13 protein-coding genes, 1 riboswitch and 1 other annotated feature are annotated in these 17,682 nt (G+C 26.2%); of the genes, 10 read left to right on the forward strand and 3 right to left on the reverse strand.

What is annotated here, in order from left to right:
• Positions 1-362: 362 nt before the first annotated feature.
• The 7 genes from glmS to NG901_RS12615 all read left to right on the forward strand — a co-directional run bounded on the left by glmS (position 363) and on the right by NG901_RS12615 (position 10,507).
• Positions 363-2,189 carry a glutamine--fructose-6-phosphate transaminase (isomerizing) gene (gene glmS / locus NG901_RS12585; RefSeq protein WP_252215158.1) on the forward strand — a complete coding sequence of 609 codons (1,827 nt, stop codon included), beginning with the start codon at positions 363-365 and terminating at the stop codon, positions 2,187-2,189.
• A gap of 90 nt (positions 2,190-2,279) precedes the next feature.
• Complete coding sequence (locus NG901_RS12590; protein WP_252215161.1) at positions 2,280-2,954, forward strand: Crp/Fnr family transcriptional regulator; 675 nt, start codon at positions 2,280-2,282, stop codon at positions 2,952-2,954.
• A 252-nt stretch (positions 2,955-3,206) separates the two neighbouring features.
• On the forward strand, positions 3,207-4,550 hold the full coding sequence (locus NG901_RS12595; RefSeq protein ID WP_252215164.1) for an MATE family efflux transporter: 1,344 nt from the start codon (positions 3,207-3,209) through the stop codon (positions 4,548-4,550).
• 594 nt (positions 4,551-5,144) lie between these two features.
• Positions 5,145-6,668: a phosphohexomutase domain-containing protein gene (locus tag NG901_RS12600; protein WP_252215167.1), complete on the forward strand. Its 1,524-nt coding sequence runs from the start codon at positions 5,145-5,147 to the stop codon at positions 6,666-6,668.
• Positions 6,669-7,057: 389 nt separating this feature from the next.
• The gene (locus NG901_RS12605) at positions 7,058-8,470 is read left to right on the forward strand and encodes a potassium/proton antiporter (protein WP_252215170.1); all 1,413 of its coding nucleotides are present in this window, start codon (positions 7,058-7,060) and stop codon (positions 8,468-8,470) included.
• A gap of 610 nt (positions 8,471-9,080) precedes the next feature.
• Positions 9,081-9,842: a formate/nitrite transporter family protein gene (locus NG901_RS12610; protein ID WP_252215172.1), complete on the forward strand. Its 762-nt coding sequence runs from the start codon at positions 9,081-9,083 to the stop codon at positions 9,840-9,842.
• 260 nt (positions 9,843-10,102) lie between these two features.
• Complete coding sequence (locus NG901_RS12615) at positions 10,103-10,507, forward strand: hypothetical protein (protein WP_252215174.1); 405 nt, start codon at positions 10,103-10,105, stop codon at positions 10,505-10,507.
• Positions 10,508-10,603: 96 nt separating this feature from the next.
• Here the strand turns inward: NG901_RS12615 and NG901_RS12620 are convergent, their stop codons facing one another.
• Complete coding sequence (locus NG901_RS12620) at positions 10,604-11,164, reverse strand: beta-class carbonic anhydrase (RefSeq protein WP_252215175.1); 561 nt, start codon at positions 11,162-11,164, stop codon at positions 10,604-10,606.
• A gap of 249 nt (positions 11,165-11,413) precedes the next feature.
• Here NG901_RS12620 and NG901_RS12625 point away from each other — a divergent pair, with 249 nt between their 5' ends.
• Positions 11,414-11,995, forward strand: a complete 582-nt coding sequence (locus NG901_RS12625) for a 5-formyltetrahydrofolate cyclo-ligase (RefSeq protein ID WP_252215177.1) — start codon at positions 11,414-11,416, stop codon at positions 11,993-11,995.
• A gap of 86 nt (positions 11,996-12,081) precedes the next feature.
• A riboswitch (SAM riboswitch) is annotated at positions 12,082-12,194 on the forward strand.
• A gap of 131 nt (positions 12,195-12,325) precedes the next feature.
• The gene (locus NG901_RS12630) at positions 12,326-13,591 is read left to right on the forward strand and encodes an O-acetylhomoserine aminocarboxypropyltransferase/cysteine synthase family protein (RefSeq protein WP_252215181.1); all 1,266 of its coding nucleotides are present in this window, start codon (positions 12,326-12,328) and stop codon (positions 13,589-13,591) included.
• 534 nt (positions 13,592-14,125) lie between these two features.
• On the opposite strand, the gene thrS is transcribed toward NG901_RS12630, so the two are convergent.
• Together thrS and NG901_RS12640 are read right to left on the reverse strand one after the other, a co-directional pair.
• Positions 14,126-16,057, reverse strand: a complete 1,932-nt coding sequence (gene thrS / locus NG901_RS12635; protein ID WP_252215184.1) for a threonine--tRNA ligase — start codon at positions 16,055-16,057, stop codon at positions 14,126-14,128.
• Between the two features lie 69 nt (positions 16,058-16,126).
• Positions 16,127-16,378: a binding site (T-box leader), on the reverse strand.
• Positions 16,379-16,449: 71 nt separating this feature from the next.
• Positions 16,450-16,863: an HNH endonuclease gene (locus NG901_RS12640; RefSeq protein ID WP_252215187.1), complete on the reverse strand. Its 414-nt coding sequence runs from the start codon at positions 16,861-16,863 to the stop codon at positions 16,450-16,452.
• A 256-nt stretch (positions 16,864-17,119) separates the two neighbouring features.
• Here NG901_RS12640 and NG901_RS12645 point away from each other — a divergent pair, with 256 nt between their 5' ends.
• Positions 17,120-17,680 (forward strand): glycerol-3-phosphate responsive antiterminator, encoded by a 561-nt coding sequence (locus tag NG901_RS12645; protein WP_252215190.1) that lies wholly within the window; start codon positions 17,120-17,122, stop codon positions 17,678-17,680.
• Positions 17,681-17,682: the final 2 nt, after the last annotated feature.

The following is a 17,682-nucleotide window of genomic DNA, read 5'->3' on the forward strand; positions in this document are numbered from 1 at the left end:
TGGAGGGATAATTTAGTTAGTAATATAGATTAAAGCGCCAGGACTTAAAATAATTTTTTGTTATTGTTTATTATTAAGAATAATTAATAGTAAATATCAAATAACTAAAATGAAATTAATTTTAAGTTGACGAGGTTGGGGAGTATCGAAACTTCGGCGGGTGCCCCACGGTATTTGCACTACCGTTAACAACTGGCAAAGCTATAAAGCAATTTATAGTACAAATCCAGTTAGGTGTTAAAACCTTCTTAATTTAGATTTTGTATTTATGAGTATTATTATGCCTATTTTTAAATTTATAATTAGAGGAATCTAAAAGAGGTTGTAATTTTAATATTATGAATTAAGAAAGGAAGATTAATATGTGCGGAATAGTTGGATATTTAGGAAGTGGGAAAGCTACTTCATTTTTAATTAATGGATTATCAAAGTTAGAATACAGAGGTTACGACTCAGCAGGAGTAGCTGTTGTTAATAATGGAGAAATTGAAGTAAGAAAATTCAAAGGAAGATTAGCTAATTTAGCAGATAATATAAAGGAAAATCCTGTTGAAGGAAACATGGGAATAGGACATACAAGATGGGCAACACATGGAGCTCCATCAGATGTTAATTCACATCCACATTTAAATAGTAAAGAAACAATTGCTGTAGTTCAAAATGGAATAATTGAAAATTACTTAACATTAAGAACATGGCTTAAAGGAGAAGGATATACTTTTAAATCAGAAACAGATACAGAAGTAATTCCTAATTTAATTGATTATTATTATGAAGGAAATTTATTTGAAGCTATAATTAAAACACTTAAGAGACTTGAAGGAAGTTATGCTTTAGGTGTTGTTTGTAAAGACGAGCCAGATAAATTAATAGCAGTAAGAAAAGAATGTCCTTTAATTGTAGGATTAGGAAAAGATGAATCATTCATCGCATCAGATATTCCAGCTGTATTAAGCTATACAAGAGATGTATATCTTTTAGAAGATCATGAAATAGCTGTTCTTTCAAATGATGGAGTTAAGCTTTATTCAACAGATGGAAAAGAAATACAAAAGGATATCTACCATGTTACATGGAGTGAAGATGCTGCTGAAAAAGGTGGATTTGAAGATTTCATGTTAAAAGAAATTCATGAACAACCAAGAGCTATAAGAGATACTATGGCTGGAAGAATTTCAATGGAAAAGAGTATGCTTTTAGATGATTTAAAAATAACTAAAGAAGATTTAGAAAATACAGATAGAGTATTTATAGTAGCTTGTGGTACTGCATATCATGCTGGACTTGTAGGTAAAAACTTAATTGAATCATTTGCAAAAATCCCAGTAGAAGTTGATATAGCATCTGAATTCAGATATAGAAATCCATTAGTAACTGATAAATCTTTAGTTATTGTTATAAGTCAATCTGGAGAAACAGCAGATACATTAGCAGCTTTAAGAAATAGTAAAAATATTGGAGCTACTATAATAGCATTAACTAATGTAGTTGGAAGTTCAGTATCAAGAGAAGCTGATCATGTATTATATACATTAGCAGGACCTGAAATTTCAGTTGCATCTACTAAGGCTTATACAACTCAAATAATCGGAATGTATATGATGGCTATGACATTTGCCAAAATATTAGGAAGATTAAAGAGTGATAGATTAGAAAAATTAAAAGAAGAGTTATTAGATTTACCAGAAAAGGTAGAACTAGTTTTAGAAGATAGAGAAAAAATAAAAGCAATAGCTGAAAAAATGTATGAAGAAAAAGATGTATTTTATTTAGGTAGAGGTCTTGATTATGCAGTTGCATTAGAAGGATCACTTAAACTTAAAGAAATATCATATATTCATGCTGAAGCATATGCTGGTGGAGAATTAAAACATGGTCCTATAGCTTTAATTGAAGAGGGAACAAATGTAATTGCTTTATTAACTCAAGAAGCTTTAAAAGAAAAAATGGTAAGTAATATTGTAGAAATTAAAGCAAGAGGAGCAAAAGTCATTGGAGTTTGTTATCAAGGAACTAAAGGATTAGAAGAAGTTCTAGATGAAGTAATTTACATTCCAAGAACTATGGATATGTTTGCACCGGTATTGAGTGTTGCTGCACTTCAATTATTATCATATTATGTAGCTAAAGCTAAAGGTTGCGATATAGATAAACCAAGAAATTTAGCTAAATCTGTTACTGTAGAATAATAATTAAAATTTATAAAAGTTATATAAGGCTAGTCATTTTAATAGAATTAAAATGACTAGTCTTATATTTATGTAAAGGGGGATGAGTTTATGTATACTCCACGATATTATTTCAGTAATAATTTTAAAAAATATGAAGAATTATTTCGTACCAAGGAACATGAAGTAAAATATTACAAAAAGGGAGAATATCTATGTGATATAGATGATAGTATGAATACAATATTTTATATTGTATCTGGCACAGTGAAATTATCTATGTTACATCCAAGTGGTAATGAAAAGAATTTTTCTTTTCATGGTAAGGGAACCATACAACCTTTTTATTATCCATCTGATTGTAGCCTTGAGCATTCAGTATTACTTTTAGCAATATGTGATGTAGAGGTTTTAGCTTTCAAGAAAGATAACTTTGCAAATATTATTAAAGACAATCCTGAGCTATATGAAACTATGTTAGAAGGCTTTGTAAAAATGGTTAATTTATTAATGTATGATACTACAAATATTCTTTTTAATGATGGACTAGTTAAGATATGTAATTTTTTATATTCGTGTTTAATGTCATCAGAATTTAAAGATGGTGTAATTAGAATATCTCAAAAGGATTTATCTGCAATTATTGGTATGAATAGAACTAACACAGCTAAATATTTAAAACTTCTTCGTGAAAAAAATATTATTAAAACATCTATAAATAATATAACTATATTAGATGAAAAAAATCTTTTGAAGCAATGCTCCAATGAATTATATAAAATATAATTCTTGTGTATTTAAAAGTACATAACTTTTATATTAAATGTGTTATCATCAACAGGACGTAAAGTTAAGTATCCTGTATAAATTAAATGATGTTAAAAAATAGTATGTTGGATACATTAGTTTGTACCAAGGTACTTTTTTTATAAAGAAAATTATCTAAGAGGGTGTTTTATGGTTAGTTAGCTAAAGGATAAAACTCAAAAAGATATTTGAGGTCTTAAGTAATATTATTAAAAAGTTAGGATGGTAAAAATGGCAAGAAGTTTTAATTTAGTAAAGGATAGCGAAAGTAAATTATACTTAAAGTACTTAGCACCAAGTATATTTGGTATGATTATGCTATCAGGATATGTATTTGTAGATGCATTGTGTGTTGGTAGAGCATTAGGTGGCATTGGACTAGCTGCTTTGAATGTAAGTACTCCAACGATATCATTGATGTATGCAACAGGATTTCTTTTTGCAACAGGTTCTGCAACTATATATTCTATTTTTAAGGGTAAAAACGAAGATGAAAATGCTAGGAAGATGTATACTTTTGGATTTATCAGTGCATTAATTATGGGAATTATTTATTGTATTTTAGGTATTGTATTTATTGATAAAATAGCATATTTCCTTGGTGCAACTGACAATACAATTAAAATGACTAAACAGTATATGTTAACAATTTTGAGTTTTGCTCCATTTTTTGTTTTAGATATTTTTATGAATGTTTTTGCAAGAAATGATAAAGCACCTCATATATCAATGTTAGCAACTATTGCTTGTTGTTCACTTAATATTGTATTAGATGTATTATTTGTTTTTGGATTCCACTTAGGTATGTTTGGAGCAGCAATAGCTACAGCTATTTCAACAGTAGTGAGTTTTACAATAACATTTTCTTATTCATTAAGTAAAAAATCAGGACTTAAGTTAAAAAGATTTATACCAAGATTAAATGATTTTTTAAGAATAGTAACCAATGGAGTAAGCAGTTTTATTAGCGAAATGTCAGTAGGGGTAGTTACTATTGCTTTTAACAGAGTAATTTTAAGCCAGATAGGTGAAATTGGAGTATCAGCTTATGGAATTATAGCTAATATAAATCTAATATTTTTCTCAATTTTTATGGGAAATGCTCAAGCAATGCAACCTTTAGTTAGTATTAACTATGGAGCTAATGAATATAAAAGAACTTTTAACTTTTTCAAACTAGGAGTTACGTTTGCTATGGGAGTTGGAGTAATATTTACTTTTGCATCGATATTTTTCTCTTATCAATTAAGCTCTTTATTTGTAACTGATCCAAAAATTATAAAAGTGACTGCATCAGCAATTAAAATATATGGACTAGCATATCTTATAATGGGAATAAATTTATTATTTGATGCATTCTTTTATTCAGTTGAAAAACCTAAATTCGCAGTTAGTATATCTTTATCAAGAGCATTAATTATTGTTTTAAGCATGTTATTTATTCTTTCACATGTTTTTGGAAGCGTAGGAATATGGATGACAGTTCCAGTTACAGAAGTTTGTACGTTATTCATTGGAATTACTTTATTTATAAAATATAAACACAATCAGTTATCATTAAGTATAGAAAGTTAATAATTTTTATTTTAAAATTTTGTTTAATATTTGGCTATGTTTTAGTAGTGTGTTGATATATACATAAGTAAAATGGACTGAGTAATTGAACTTAGGAATGCTAAAATGAGTATAGTCCCATTTTAGCTTGCTCCCAATGTAAAATTGAGACAAGCAGTAAATGTGACAATACTCATTAAGAATTCTCAAAGTCCAATTACAATGCCATTTCACCTATTTTATATATCAACACATATTTAAAACAGAGCCTAAAATTTATATTAATTAATATATAGTCTTTATTTTTTTATGTAAAAATGATATAATTTACAAATTGAATATATTTACATAAGTTTGATAGAAGATAAATTTAATGATTACTTTAGTGATTGAGAGAAAGTATGAAATAATTTAAGTATTATTTTGTGCTTTTTTTTTATACATAGAACTAATTATTACTTAATAAAAACGCTATAATATTCAAACAAATAAAAGTAAAATAAGTATAAAAATGGTTTTATTATGATATTATATTATCATAATAGAATAAGAAATTACTCAACATGATAATTAGTTTATTTAAATTATAATAAATTATTAAATAGGGGGATGGGTATGAACAATAACTGTTTGCATGACTTACAAAATGGAAGTGACATTAGAGGAATTGTATTAACTAATGAAGATCAAGTTATAAATTTAACTAATAAAGAAATTAAAATTATAACAATAGCATTTCATGAATGGTTAAAAAATAAAAATAAGCTTAATAATTTAAAAATTTCAGTGGGGATAGATTCTAGAATAACGGGAAATGAATTTAAACACACTATAATCAACACATTAGTCGCGTGTAAAGTCACAGTATATGATTGCAAATTATCAACTACACCATCAATGTATATGACAACTATTATGGATGATTATAAATGTGATGGAGCTATAATGATAACTGCAAGTCATCTTCCTTATTATTATAATGGCATAAAACTATTTACTAAAAATGGATGTTTAGATAAAGAAGAAATTAAAGAGGTATTAAATATAGCATCAAAATATGAAGACAATAAAGAAAATGTTTTTGTAAGTGAAATGGAAGCTAGAAGAATGACTATTTTTAAGCCACTTATTAATGATTATTCTAAACTCTTAGTAGAAAAAATAAGAAAAGAAATTAATTCTTCAGAAAATTACAATAAGCCTTTAACAGGAATGAAAATTATATTAGATGCAGGAAATGGTTCAGGAGGATTTTTCAAAGAAAAAGTATTAGAAGAATTAGGTGCTGACACAACAGGAAGTCAATTTATAGAGCCTGATGGTACATTTCCTAATCACATTCCAAATCCAGAAACAGATATTTCTATGAATTTAATAAGTAATGCAGTTATAGATAACAATGCTGATTTAGGAATTATTTTTGATACAGATGTAGACAGAGCTGCTTTGGTTGGAAGAGAAGGTAGATTTATAAATAGAAACTCTTTAATTGCACTTATTTCTGCAATTGTATTAAAAGAACACAAAGGATCTACTATAGTTACTGATTCAGTGACATCCGATGGAGTAAGCAAATTTATAAAAAAATTAGGTGGTAAACATCATAAGGTTAAAAAGGGATATAAAAATATTATAAATGAGGCTATGAAACTAAATAATAAAAGGGAAGAATGTTATGTAGCTATTGAAACATCAGGTCATGTTGTATTAAAAGAAAATTATTTTTTAGATGATGCAGCTTATTTTGCATCAAAAATACTTATTGTTATGGCTAAATTAAAAAATGAAAATAAATTTATTGAGGATTTAATAAGTGATTTAGAATTACCAAATGAGGAAAGAGAAATAAAATTAGCAATTAATGAAAAGGATTTTAATAATTATGCTAATAAAATATTATATGATTTTGTTAAAGTGATTGCTGATAATGATAATATGCAAATTGATGAAGATAATTGTGATGGAATAAAAGTTATATTCAATGAAAAATTTGGAGAAGGTTGGTTTACATTAAGACTTTCTTTACATGAGCCTAAAATAGTAATTAACGCTGAATCTAATAAAACATCAGGATGTGAAAAAATACTAGAATTTATTAAAAACTTTATTAATAATTATAACGTAAGTTATTTAAACTAATTTAAAAATATAGAATTACATTTAAAGCTATATATCATTTTTAATCATGATATATGGCTTTATTTTATTGTAATCTTAAAAATATTTATATATAATTTTGCATAAATATAGCTATTAAAGGATAATTCTAATATTAAATATAAATCTTATTATACATTAATAATGTTTTAATAATATTTTAGATTGTACCTATTAGTACATAAATGCTATACTATATATAATGAGATTGTTTATATAAAATAGAAAATAAAGTATATTTAATCAATTATATAATAATTTTATCCTTATATAATTGATTGATTTTTAAAATATTATATATTTTATTAAAAAATTTGTAAAATTAATATAACAATCATTTATATTAAATTGAAAGGAAGTGGTGTAAGTATATGACAATACCATTAATTTTAGCCTCTTTAGTATTAATAATTTGTGTATTTTCTAGTAAAGTTTTATATCGATTTGGAGTACCCTCATTATTAATATTTCTGGTGTTAGGAATGATATTTGGAAGCGAAGGAATTGTTGGAATAAGATTTGATAATTATAAAATAGCTGAAGAAATTGGATCATTTGGATTAGTTTTTATAATGTTTTATGGAGGTTTTTGTACTAATTGGAAATTAGCAAAACCAGTTGTTACTAAAGCCACATTAATGTCAACAATAGGAGTTATTATAACAGCAGGTCTTACTGGAATATTTTGTACGTGGGTTCTTAAATCCTCTTTATTAGAAGGTTTTCTACTTGGAGCAGTAGTAGCATCAACAGATGCAGCATCTGTATTTTCAATTTTAAGATCTCAAAATTTAAATTTAAAAGATGGCTTAGCATCTTTGTTAGAAATTGAAAGTGGTAGTAATGATCCAGTAGCATATATGCTTACTGTAATAATATTAAGCTTTATGTCTGGAGCACAACAATCAATTTTTAAACTTTTATTATTTCAAGTATTATTTGGAATAATAATTGGAGTTGTTTTAGCTAAAATAAGTACATGGATTTTAAAAAATGTTGTTTTTGAAATAGAAGGACTTTATCCTGTTTTTGTAATGGCCATTGCTATTTTGGCATATTCTTTAAGTATATGGCTTGGTGGAAATGGTTATTTAAGTGTTTACATAGCAGGAATAATAATTGGTAATAGTAAAATACAAAATAAAAAAAGTTTGGTTAAATTTTTTGATGGAATATCTTGGTTAATGCAGATAATGTTATTCTTTATATTAGGATTATTATCTTTTCCATCACAAATACATTTAGCGTTTTTACCAGGATTTTTAATTTCTATATTTTTAATTTTTATAGCAAGACCAATATCAACTTTTGCAATATTAAGCTGGTTTAAAGTGCCTATAAAACAACAAATTTTTGTTTCATGGGTAGGACTTAGAGGGGCAGCGTCAATAGTTTTTGCTATATTAGCAGTAACGAATGATGCATTGATAAATTTTGATATATTTCATATAGTATTTTTCATAGCATTATTTTCTGTATCATTACAAGGAACTTTAATATCTCCTATAGCTAAAAAACTAGATCTTGTTGATAATGATGCTGTAGTATTAAAGACTTTTAATGATTATCAAGAAGAAATGAACACTAAATTGGTAGAACTTGAAATAAAACCAGAAAGTAAATTAGTTAATAAAAATATTATAGATGCTAATATACCAGAAGATATATTAGTTGTTATGATAAAACGTAATGGAAAAATACTACATCCGAAAGGAAAAACTATTATTTATAGTGGTGATATTTTAGTCTTAACAGGAGAAAATTTTGATAATATAGACTTTTAAAAATAACTTTTCTTATGTATATAGTAATGCTTTAGCAAAGTATATTAAAAATAAATAGATATGTTGTAGGATTATATTAAGGATAAAACTTAATATAATCCTTAATTTTTATGTCTAAAGTATATTTAAGGGATATTTAGAATACAAAGTTTGATTATATATTAACAAATTACCAGGTCTATGGTTATTATTATCATAAAAACATAAAAAATACAAATTATAAGCAATATATGAATTTAATAGATGATTTGATTTTAAGTAAAAAAGTATGACTTAAATAATAATATAACAAAAAATATATGGAAAAATAAATAAACTAATAAAATATAATTTTATGCATTGAAGAAATAAAATAATTAACATATAATTAAGTTGTTAATAATTTAACAAATATTTAAAGTTATTGACTACACCTATTAATATATACCAATCCTCTTAATAAGAAGTTTAGATATTTAATATAGTAGATACAATATTTGAACTTTTTATTAGAAAACGTTTAGTAAATTTCATAAGATTAATAATTTTTTATTTTAGCTATGATATAGATATGAAAATAATAATTAATTTATATAAATAAAATACATTAAATTGTAAAGGGGAAAAAGATATGTATATTAGTGATGTTGAAATTATCTCAAAGTCGGCAAGAAATAAATACGAATTATCTAAAAATGCACCGACAAAATATATAACTAGAGCAATTGTAGCAGGATTTTATTTAGTAGTAGCAATAATTTTATCATATACAATAGGTGCTATTTTGAATCCTAATTACCCAGAACTAGCTAGAATAATGGTAGCAGCTACATTCTCAATAGCGTTAGCACTCATTGTTTTTTTAGGTGGTGAGTTATTTACAGGTAATAATATGGTTATGGCAGTAGGGGCTTATACTAAAACATGTACTTTAAAGATGGCATTAAAAGTATGGTGTTTAAGCTACTTAGGAAATCTTTTAGGAGCAATAGTTATATCATTTTTATTTGTCAAAAGTGGAGCATCACTTTCTTTAATACAAGAGTATATAAGAGGTATAGTAACTACGAAATTTACTCTTTCAGCATTTGAATTGCTCATAAGAGGAATTCTATGCAACTTTATTGTGTGTCTAGGTGTATTATCTACTATTAGATTAAAATCTGAAAGTGGTAAATCTATAATGATGTTTTGGTGTGTATTTGCATTTGTTATTGCTGGATTTGAGCATAGCATAGCTAATATGGGTATTTTTTCAGTTGGGTATTTTGCATTAGGTGGATTATCAATGACCTTAATAATAAAAAATTTATTTTGGGTAACATTAGGTAATATAATTGGTGGTGGAGTATTATTAGCATTGCCATTAACATATATGAGTGTTGAAGAATAAAATTATAAAAAGGTGTTTTAGCTAATTTAAGATTATCTAAAACACTTTTTTTATTTTGAATTAGTTTAAATAAATGTTAAATTCTTAGACAGTAGATATTCTCCGTGATAAAATAAAGTTATAGAATAATATTTTTCTTAAATTAAGGCTATGTTTTAAGTAAATTCATCTGTCCATGAGTTTTATACTACAATATCAACACTGTTTTAAAATATAGCCAAATAATTAAGTTTTATACATTATAGATAGATGGTGATTAAGTGGTTATAGTAAAGTTAGAAAAGAATAAGAAAAGACAAATTATTTTTAAAATTAAATTTACAGATGGTGAAGAAAATAAATTATTTTTTAAAAGAGCTATTATAGAGGGTAAAAAAATAAAAGGAAACTTTGATTATCAAGTACCTTTAAGATTTTTTATTCCAATAGTAAAAAATATAAATAAAAAAGATATATTGTTAGATAAAGATAGTTTGTTATGTTATTTAGAATTTTCGGATATGTATGATCAAAATTATTATAATGAAACACAAGCTACTCCTAACTATATGAAAAGATGGAGAGAAGAGGGATGTCCTGAAATTTATAAAGTAACTATTGATAAGGATAATTGCAATATAGAAAAGGAAATTATTTTTAATAAACCTAAAGTTTATTTTGAATAACTAGTGGTTTAATATAAAAATAAAAAATTAGAAATAACTTTTTATATAGATATTTCTAATTTTGTAGTATTAAAATTAAAATAAGAATATATTTATTTAAATATCGCCATTTACAATAATATCGATCTTTCCTGTATCTGGGCTGATAATTAATCCATGAACTCTTATGTTCTTAGGAATTAAAGGATGATTTTTTATCATTTTTACGCTTTCTTTTATAGAATTTTCAACAGATTCAAATCCATGAAGCCATGATTCAATATTTATTCCAGAATTATTTAGAATAGATAAAGTATCATTACTTATTCCTCTATCAACCATCTTACTTATAAGAGTTTTGGTATTTAAATTACTCATACCGCAACCGTGATGCCCTACTACAAATATATCTTCAGCTCCAAATTCATATATTGCAACTAATATACTTCTTATTACGCTACCAAATGGATGAATTACAGTTGCACCAGCGTCTTTTATTATTTTTGCATCTCCATTCTTTATATTCATAGCCTTAGGTAATAATTCTGTTAATCTAGTGTCCATACATGATAATATAACCATTTTCTTTTTAGGAGTTTTGGTTGTAATAAACTCTTCAAATTTTTTACTTTCTACAAAGTCGTTATTATATTTCATTATTTCTTCTAATTTACTCATTTGTTGCCCCACCTTTATTATTTTATATTAAATAGATTATACAATTAAAGTTTTATTTATTAAATACTATTTTAATAAATGATTTATATTAAAAATTAACATAAACTATTAATTTTATAAAAATAGTTAAAGTTTAAGTTGTTTATAAATTAAATTTTAGCTATACTTGTTCATAATAAAATATAGTATTAATATTATGGGGAAGTTTTATTCATAATAATTAAAAATGTTGTAAGGGGCGAAATAGTAATGAATATCTCAGAGGAAAAGAAAGAATTAAGAAAAAAAATACTAAAAATAAGAAAAGAAATGGATATTAATAAGAAAAGAAATTTTGATAATATAATTCACAATAAATTTTTAAAAAGTAAGTTTTATTCACAGTGTAGAAATATTTTTGTGTATATTTCTTATGATTCTGAAATTGACACTAAAACTATAATAAGAAAAGCATTAGAAGATGGAAAAAATATTTATGTTCCTAGAACAAACTATAATACAAAATTGATGGAGGCTGTTAAAATATCATCATTAGAAAATCTTATAAAAGACAAACATGGAATTTTACAACCTACTGAAAGTGGATTAGCAGTTGAATTAGAAGAAATTGATTTGATAATTATGCCAGGTGTAGCTTTTGATAATAATGGGGGCAGAATGGGATATGGCGGAGGATTTTATGATAGATATATGAGTAAATGCTCAAAAAATATACAGAAGATTTCTTTAGCATATGATTTTCAAATATTAGATAATGTTCCAATGGACAGCCATGATACAAGGGTTAATTCTATTATTACAGAGAATAAAGAAATTGTATGTAATATTTAAAATAATAACAATATAATAAAATATTTTTAAATTATGGTTGCAAATGTTAAAAAATGATATATAATATAAACATATTAAAAATAAATCTGTTATTAAGAATGGTGGAGGGACTGGCCCTATGAAGCCTAGCAACAGCTAACTTTAATGCGAAAGTTAGAATTGTGCTAAATCCTGCAGGAAATTTCCTGAAAGATAAGAGATGCATAGAAGTTATATATAAATTTGTTTTTATTAACTATTTCTCTATCTTTAAACAGGAGAAATAGTTTTTTTTAATGTATTAAAATATGTTTTAATAAATAAGCAATAAATTTTAGGGGGTAATAAAATATGAAAATTGAAACAAAATGTCTACATGAAGGATATAAACCAAAGAATGGAGAACCAGTAGCATTACCGATTTATCAAAGTACTACATATAGATATGATAGTACAGAAGCAATAGGAAAATTATTTGATTTAACAGCTGAAGGTCATATGTATTCACGTATATCAAATCCAACAGTTGGAGCTGTAGAAGATAAAATAGCTTCATTAGAAGGTGGAATAGGAGCTCTTTGTACTAGTTCAGGTCAAGCAGCATCTTTAATAAGTATATTAAACATTTTAAAAGCTGGGGATCATATCATTAGTGCTGCAACAATTTATGGGGGAACAATTAATTTGTTTGCAGTAACACTTAAAAGATTTGGAATAGATTGTACATTTGTTGATCCTGATGCTTCAGAGGAAGAAATACAAAAAGAATTTAGAGAAAATACTAAAGTTGTTTTTGGAGAAACTATTGCAAATCCAGCTATAGCTGTATTTGATATAGAAAAGTTTGCTAAAATAGCACATAAGAATAATGTACCTCTTATAATAGATAATACTTTTGCAACACCTATACTTTGTAGACCGATAGAATTTGGAGCAGATATAGTTATTCATTCTACTACTAAATATATGGATGGACATGCAGTTCAAGTTGGAGGAGTTATTGTTGATAGCGGTAATTTTGATTGGACAAATGGTAAATTCTCAGAATTTACAGAGCCAGATGAATCATATCATGGTGTAATTTATTCAAAAGATTTTGGAAAGTCAGCATATATAACAAAAGCTAGAGTACAACTTATGAGAGATTTAGGAGCATATATACCAGCTAATGCTGCATTTCTTCTGAATTTAGGTCTTGAAACACTTTCAGTTAGAATAGAAAAACATTGTAGAAATGCTGAAAAAGTTGCAGAGTTTTTAAGTAATAACGAAAAAGTTGAATTTGTAAATTACCCAACAGTAAAAGGAAATAAGTATGAAGATTTAGCAAGAAAATACTTACCTAATGGATGTAGTGGAGTAGTATCATTTTCAATTAAGGGAAGTAGAGAAAATGCAATTAGATTTATGGATAATTTAAAACTTGCAGAAAATGTAGTTCATGTAGCAGATATTCGTACATGCGTACTTCATCCAGCAAGTTCAACACATCGTCAACTTACAGATGATCAACTTGTAGCAGCTGGAATAACACCAGGACTTGTTAGATTATCAGTTGGACTAGAAAACATAGATGATATATTAGAAGATGTTAAACAAGCATTAGATCAAGTTTAACAAGAATTTTCTTTAAGAAAATGTTGATATATGCATAAATAAAGGTGGACTAAGCAATTAAACTTAGGAATACTAAAATGAGTATAGTCCAATTTTAGCTTGTTCCCAATATGAAATTGTGACAAGCAGTAAATTTGACAATATTCATTAAGAATTCTCAAAGTCCAATTACAATGCCACTTTACCTATTGCATATATCAACATATTTTAAAAATAAAAATTAAGATAAAGAAATAGGAAGTTAATTAAAATGTATCTAGATAGATATTTTAATTAATTTCCTATTTTAATATTATTATTTAAATTTACAAGTTTGATTTATGAATGTTTATGATTTAGTATAGGAGCGTAATGGCATTGGAATTTACTTTTTAGAATTCTTAATAAAGATTTGTTGAATTAATTGCTTGTCACAATGTTTCATTGGGAGCATGCATTAATTAGACTAAGCTTTATTTTAGTATTCTTAAAGCAAATTCCTCAGTCCATAAGCTTTATACTAAATCATAAACTATTTCAATGAATCAAAAGAAATTATCTTTCTTTTGTAGCTATTTCATTTAATAGTCTTTCAGTAAAGGCATCTAATTTTATAGCACCTTCATCATCATTCTTTCTGCTTCTTACAGAAACTTCGTTGTTAGCAGCTTCTTTTTCTCCAACAACTAAGATATAAGGAGTTCTTTCAAGTCTAGCTTCTCTGATTTTATAACCGATTTTTTCAGCTCTATAATCAGCTTCAATTCTAACACCTTTATTTCTTAATGATTTAACTACTGATTCAGCATAATCATTGTATTTATCTGATATTGGTAACACTTTTACTTGAACTGGAGAAAGCCAAGTAGGGAATGCACCAGCATATTTTTCTATAAGCATTGCTAAAGTTCTTTCATAACATCCAATTGATGATCTATGAATTATATATGGACGTTTCTTTTCTCCATTTTTATCAATATAGCTCATATCAAATCTTTCAGCTAAAGCAAAGTCGATTTGAACTGTGAATAATGTATCTTCTTTACCATGAACATTTCTACATTGTAAGTCAAGTTTTGGACCATAGAATGCAGCTTCATCATCAGCTTCAACATAATTAATTTTTAAATGATCTAAGATAGTTCTCATTGTATCTTGAGTTTTATTCCAAGCTTCAGGATCATTTATATATTTTTCAGTATTATTTGGATCCCATTTAGAGAATCTATAGCTTATATCTTCGTCAATTCCTAAAGTTTTCATTAGATATTGAATTAATTCAAGTACACCTTTAAATTCTTCTTCTAATTGTTCTGGAGTTACAATTAAGTGACCATCAGCTAAAGTGAATTGTCTAACTCTTATAAGTCCATGCATTTCTCCTGAAGATTCATTTCTAAATAGAGTAGAAGTTTCACCGTATCTTATAGGAAGATCTCTATAACTGTGTTGTTCTGCATTATATATAGTATATTGGAACGGACAAGTCATAGGTCTTAAAGCAAACACTTCTTCATCCTTTTCTTCATCTCCTAATACAAACATTCCATCTTTATAGTGATCCCAGTGACCAGAGATTTTATAAAGGTCGCTCTTAGCCATAAGTGGAGTTTTAGTTAATACATAACCTCTTTTTTCTTCTTCATCCTCAACCCATCTTTGAAGAGTTTGAACAATCTTAGCTCCTTTTGGCATTAATAAAGGAAGACCTTGACCTACATTTTCATCAGTAGTAAATAATTTAAGTTCTCTACCTAATTTATTATGATCTCTCTTTTTAGCTTCTTCAACAGCTTCTAAATATTCGTCAAGTTCTGATTTCTTTAAGAAAGCAGTACCGTATATTCTAGTAAGCATTTTATTTTTTTCGTCACCTTTCCAATAAGCACCAGCACTTCTAATAAGTTTAATTGCTTTAATTGGTTTTAAAGACATAACGTGAGGTCCAGCACATAAATCAGTAAATTCACCAATTTTATAGAATGAGATTATTTCATCTTCACCTAAATCGTTGATTAATTCTACTTTATATGGTTCATCCTTCATTAATTCTAAAGCTTCATTTCTTGGAAGTTCAAATTTTTCAATTGAAGGATTTTCTTTGATTATTTTTTTCATTTCTGCTTCAAGTTTTTCCAAATCTTGAGCTGAAAATGCAACATCCTTATCAAAATCGTAGTAGAAACCAGTAGCAATAGAAGGTCCTATAGCTAATTTTGTTTCAGGAAATAATCTTTTAACAGCATAAGCTAAAACATGAGATATACTATGTCTTACAGCATCTTTACCCTCTTGAGAATCAAAAGTGCATATGCTTAAAGAAATATCTTCATTAATTTCTTTTCTAAGGTCACAAATTTTATTATTAACAACACCACAACAAGCGTTTCTAGCTAAACCTTCACTAATTGATTTCGCTATTTCGTATATAGATAATCCAGCTTCAAATTCCTTAACTGAACCATCTTTTAAAGTTACTTTTATCATTATAAAAAACTCCTTTCAAAACTGTAAAATAAAATTTAGTACAAAATAAAAAAACTCCGTCTCTAGATATATAGAGACGAAGTAATATCCGTGGTTCCACTCTAATTATCTAATACATCTATTTAAATTAAAAATATACTTATTTTAATTTAAAAAGTAGAGTACTAGATCACTTGAAATTACCGTAACGTGGCAATAAACGGACTGTATTAAGGTCACTCAGAGGTGGTTTTCAACTAAAGATATTTAAGAATAATTCCACCAACATATTCTCTCTCTGAAAATAAGGTTTTAGTTTACTGTCCTCATCAACGTATTATCATATATTATTTTTTATTATAATCATTGCATTTTTTTATGTCAATAAAATAAGAAAAATATTTGTTATAAAATTAAGGTTCTTTATCTATATTGTCGATTAATTTATTTAGAGTTAAATTTTCAATCATTTCTTCAGCATATAGTTTTCCACCCATAATTTTAACTATTATATCTAATTTTTTAAATCCTTCTTTATATACTTTTAAATCTTTAACGATTCTTTTTAGTTGATTTTTAGATACTTCAAGTATTAACATTAATTCTTTAAATTTATAATAATCATTTTGAAGTAGATAAAATAAATTATTTTGAAGTTCTAACTTGTACAAAATATCGGTTTCTTCACAATGATGAGGACCTGGTTTACCTCTATGATGATATGGACACAAATACTTGTAATTTAATTTTATATCCAATCCACCTTCACTTCTGTGAACAATATGATGAATATCAGCCTGTTTTTGGCATATTTCACACAAATACAACTGCATTCCTCCTTAAAAGCTTGTATATATATTATAAAATAATCAGAATAAAATATCAATTTACTTAGCTTCTATTATAGGTAAGTATTAGAAGCTTTTATGATATAAATCCTAAATATATACATATTTACCTATAATAAATAGTATTTAAAAAAAATCACAAGTGTTACATTTTTGAAACAATTAAGATTAAGTTTTGAAAAGATTAATTGTTATTATATAAACATAGTAAACGTTTCAAAGAGGGGGAAGCTTAATGAGTACAGTAGAGTTATTAGAACAGAACCCTATTATAGCATCTGTAAAAAATGAAGATGAATTAGCATTAGCGCTAGAATCTTCAGTACAGATTATATTTGTGTTATTTGGCAGTATTATGAATATAAAAGAGATAGGCGATTTAATAGAGGAAAAAGGGAAGATAGGAATAATTCATTTAGATTTAGTTGATGGTTTTGTTTCAACTAAAGAAGTAGTAATTAGTTATTTAAAAGAAAATACTAGTTTCAAAGGAATTATAAGCACAAAACCACACATCCTTAAAATTGCTAAAAATTATGGGTTACTAGCAATTCAAAGATTTTTTATATTTGATACATTGTCATTTACCAATTCTAAGAATCATTTAGTATCAGGAGCCGATGCAATAGAAATATTACCTGGAATTTTACCTAAGGTTATAGAAAATATGTCTAAAAATACATTAAAACCAATAATTACAGGTGGATTAATTGAGAATAAACAAGAAATTATTTCAGCATTACAATCTGGTGCAACATGTATATCTACAACTAAGCAAGAACTTTGGAGTGTTTAGTT

The organism is Clostridium sp. CMCC3677 (genome assembly GCF_023845585.1).
GTDB lineage: Bacteria > Bacillota > Clostridia > Clostridiales > Clostridiaceae > Clostridium > Clostridium aquiflavi.

Coding starts and splice junctions, on each gene's coding strand:
- thrS (WP_252215184.1), bottom strand. CDS start 16,057: ATGATAAAAGTAACTTTAAAAGATGGTTCAGTTAAGGAATTTGAAGCT.
- glmS (WP_252215158.1), top strand. CDS start 363: ATGTGCGGAATAGTTGGATATTTAGGAAGTGGGAAAGCTACTTCATTT.
- NG901_RS12610 (WP_252215172.1), top strand. CDS start 9,081: ATGTATATTAGTGATGTTGAAATTATCTCAAAGTCGGCAAGAAATAAA.
- NG901_RS12595 (WP_252215164.1), top strand. CDS start 3,207: ATGGCAAGAAGTTTTAATTTAGTAAAGGATAGCGAAAGTAAATTATAC.
- NG901_RS12600 (WP_252215167.1), top strand. CDS start 5,145: ATGAACAATAACTGTTTGCATGACTTACAAAATGGAAGTGACATTAGA.
- NG901_RS12630 (WP_252215181.1), top strand. CDS start 12,326: ATGAAAATTGAAACAAAATGTCTACATGAAGGATATAAACCAAAGAAT.
- NG901_RS12645 (WP_252215190.1), top strand. CDS start 17,120: ATGAGTACAGTAGAGTTATTAGAACAGAACCCTATTATAGCATCTGTA.
- NG901_RS12605 (WP_252215170.1), top strand. CDS start 7,058: ATGACAATACCATTAATTTTAGCCTCTTTAGTATTAATAATTTGTGTA.
- NG901_RS12625 (WP_252215177.1), top strand. CDS start 11,414: ATGAATATCTCAGAGGAAAAGAAAGAATTAAGAAAAAAAATACTAAAA.
- NG901_RS12590 (WP_252215161.1), top strand. CDS start 2,280: ATGTATACTCCACGATATTATTTCAGTAATAATTTTAAAAAATATGAA.
- NG901_RS12620 (WP_252215175.1), bottom strand. CDS start 11,164: ATGAGTAAATTAGAAGAAATAATGAAATATAATAACGACTTTGTAGAA.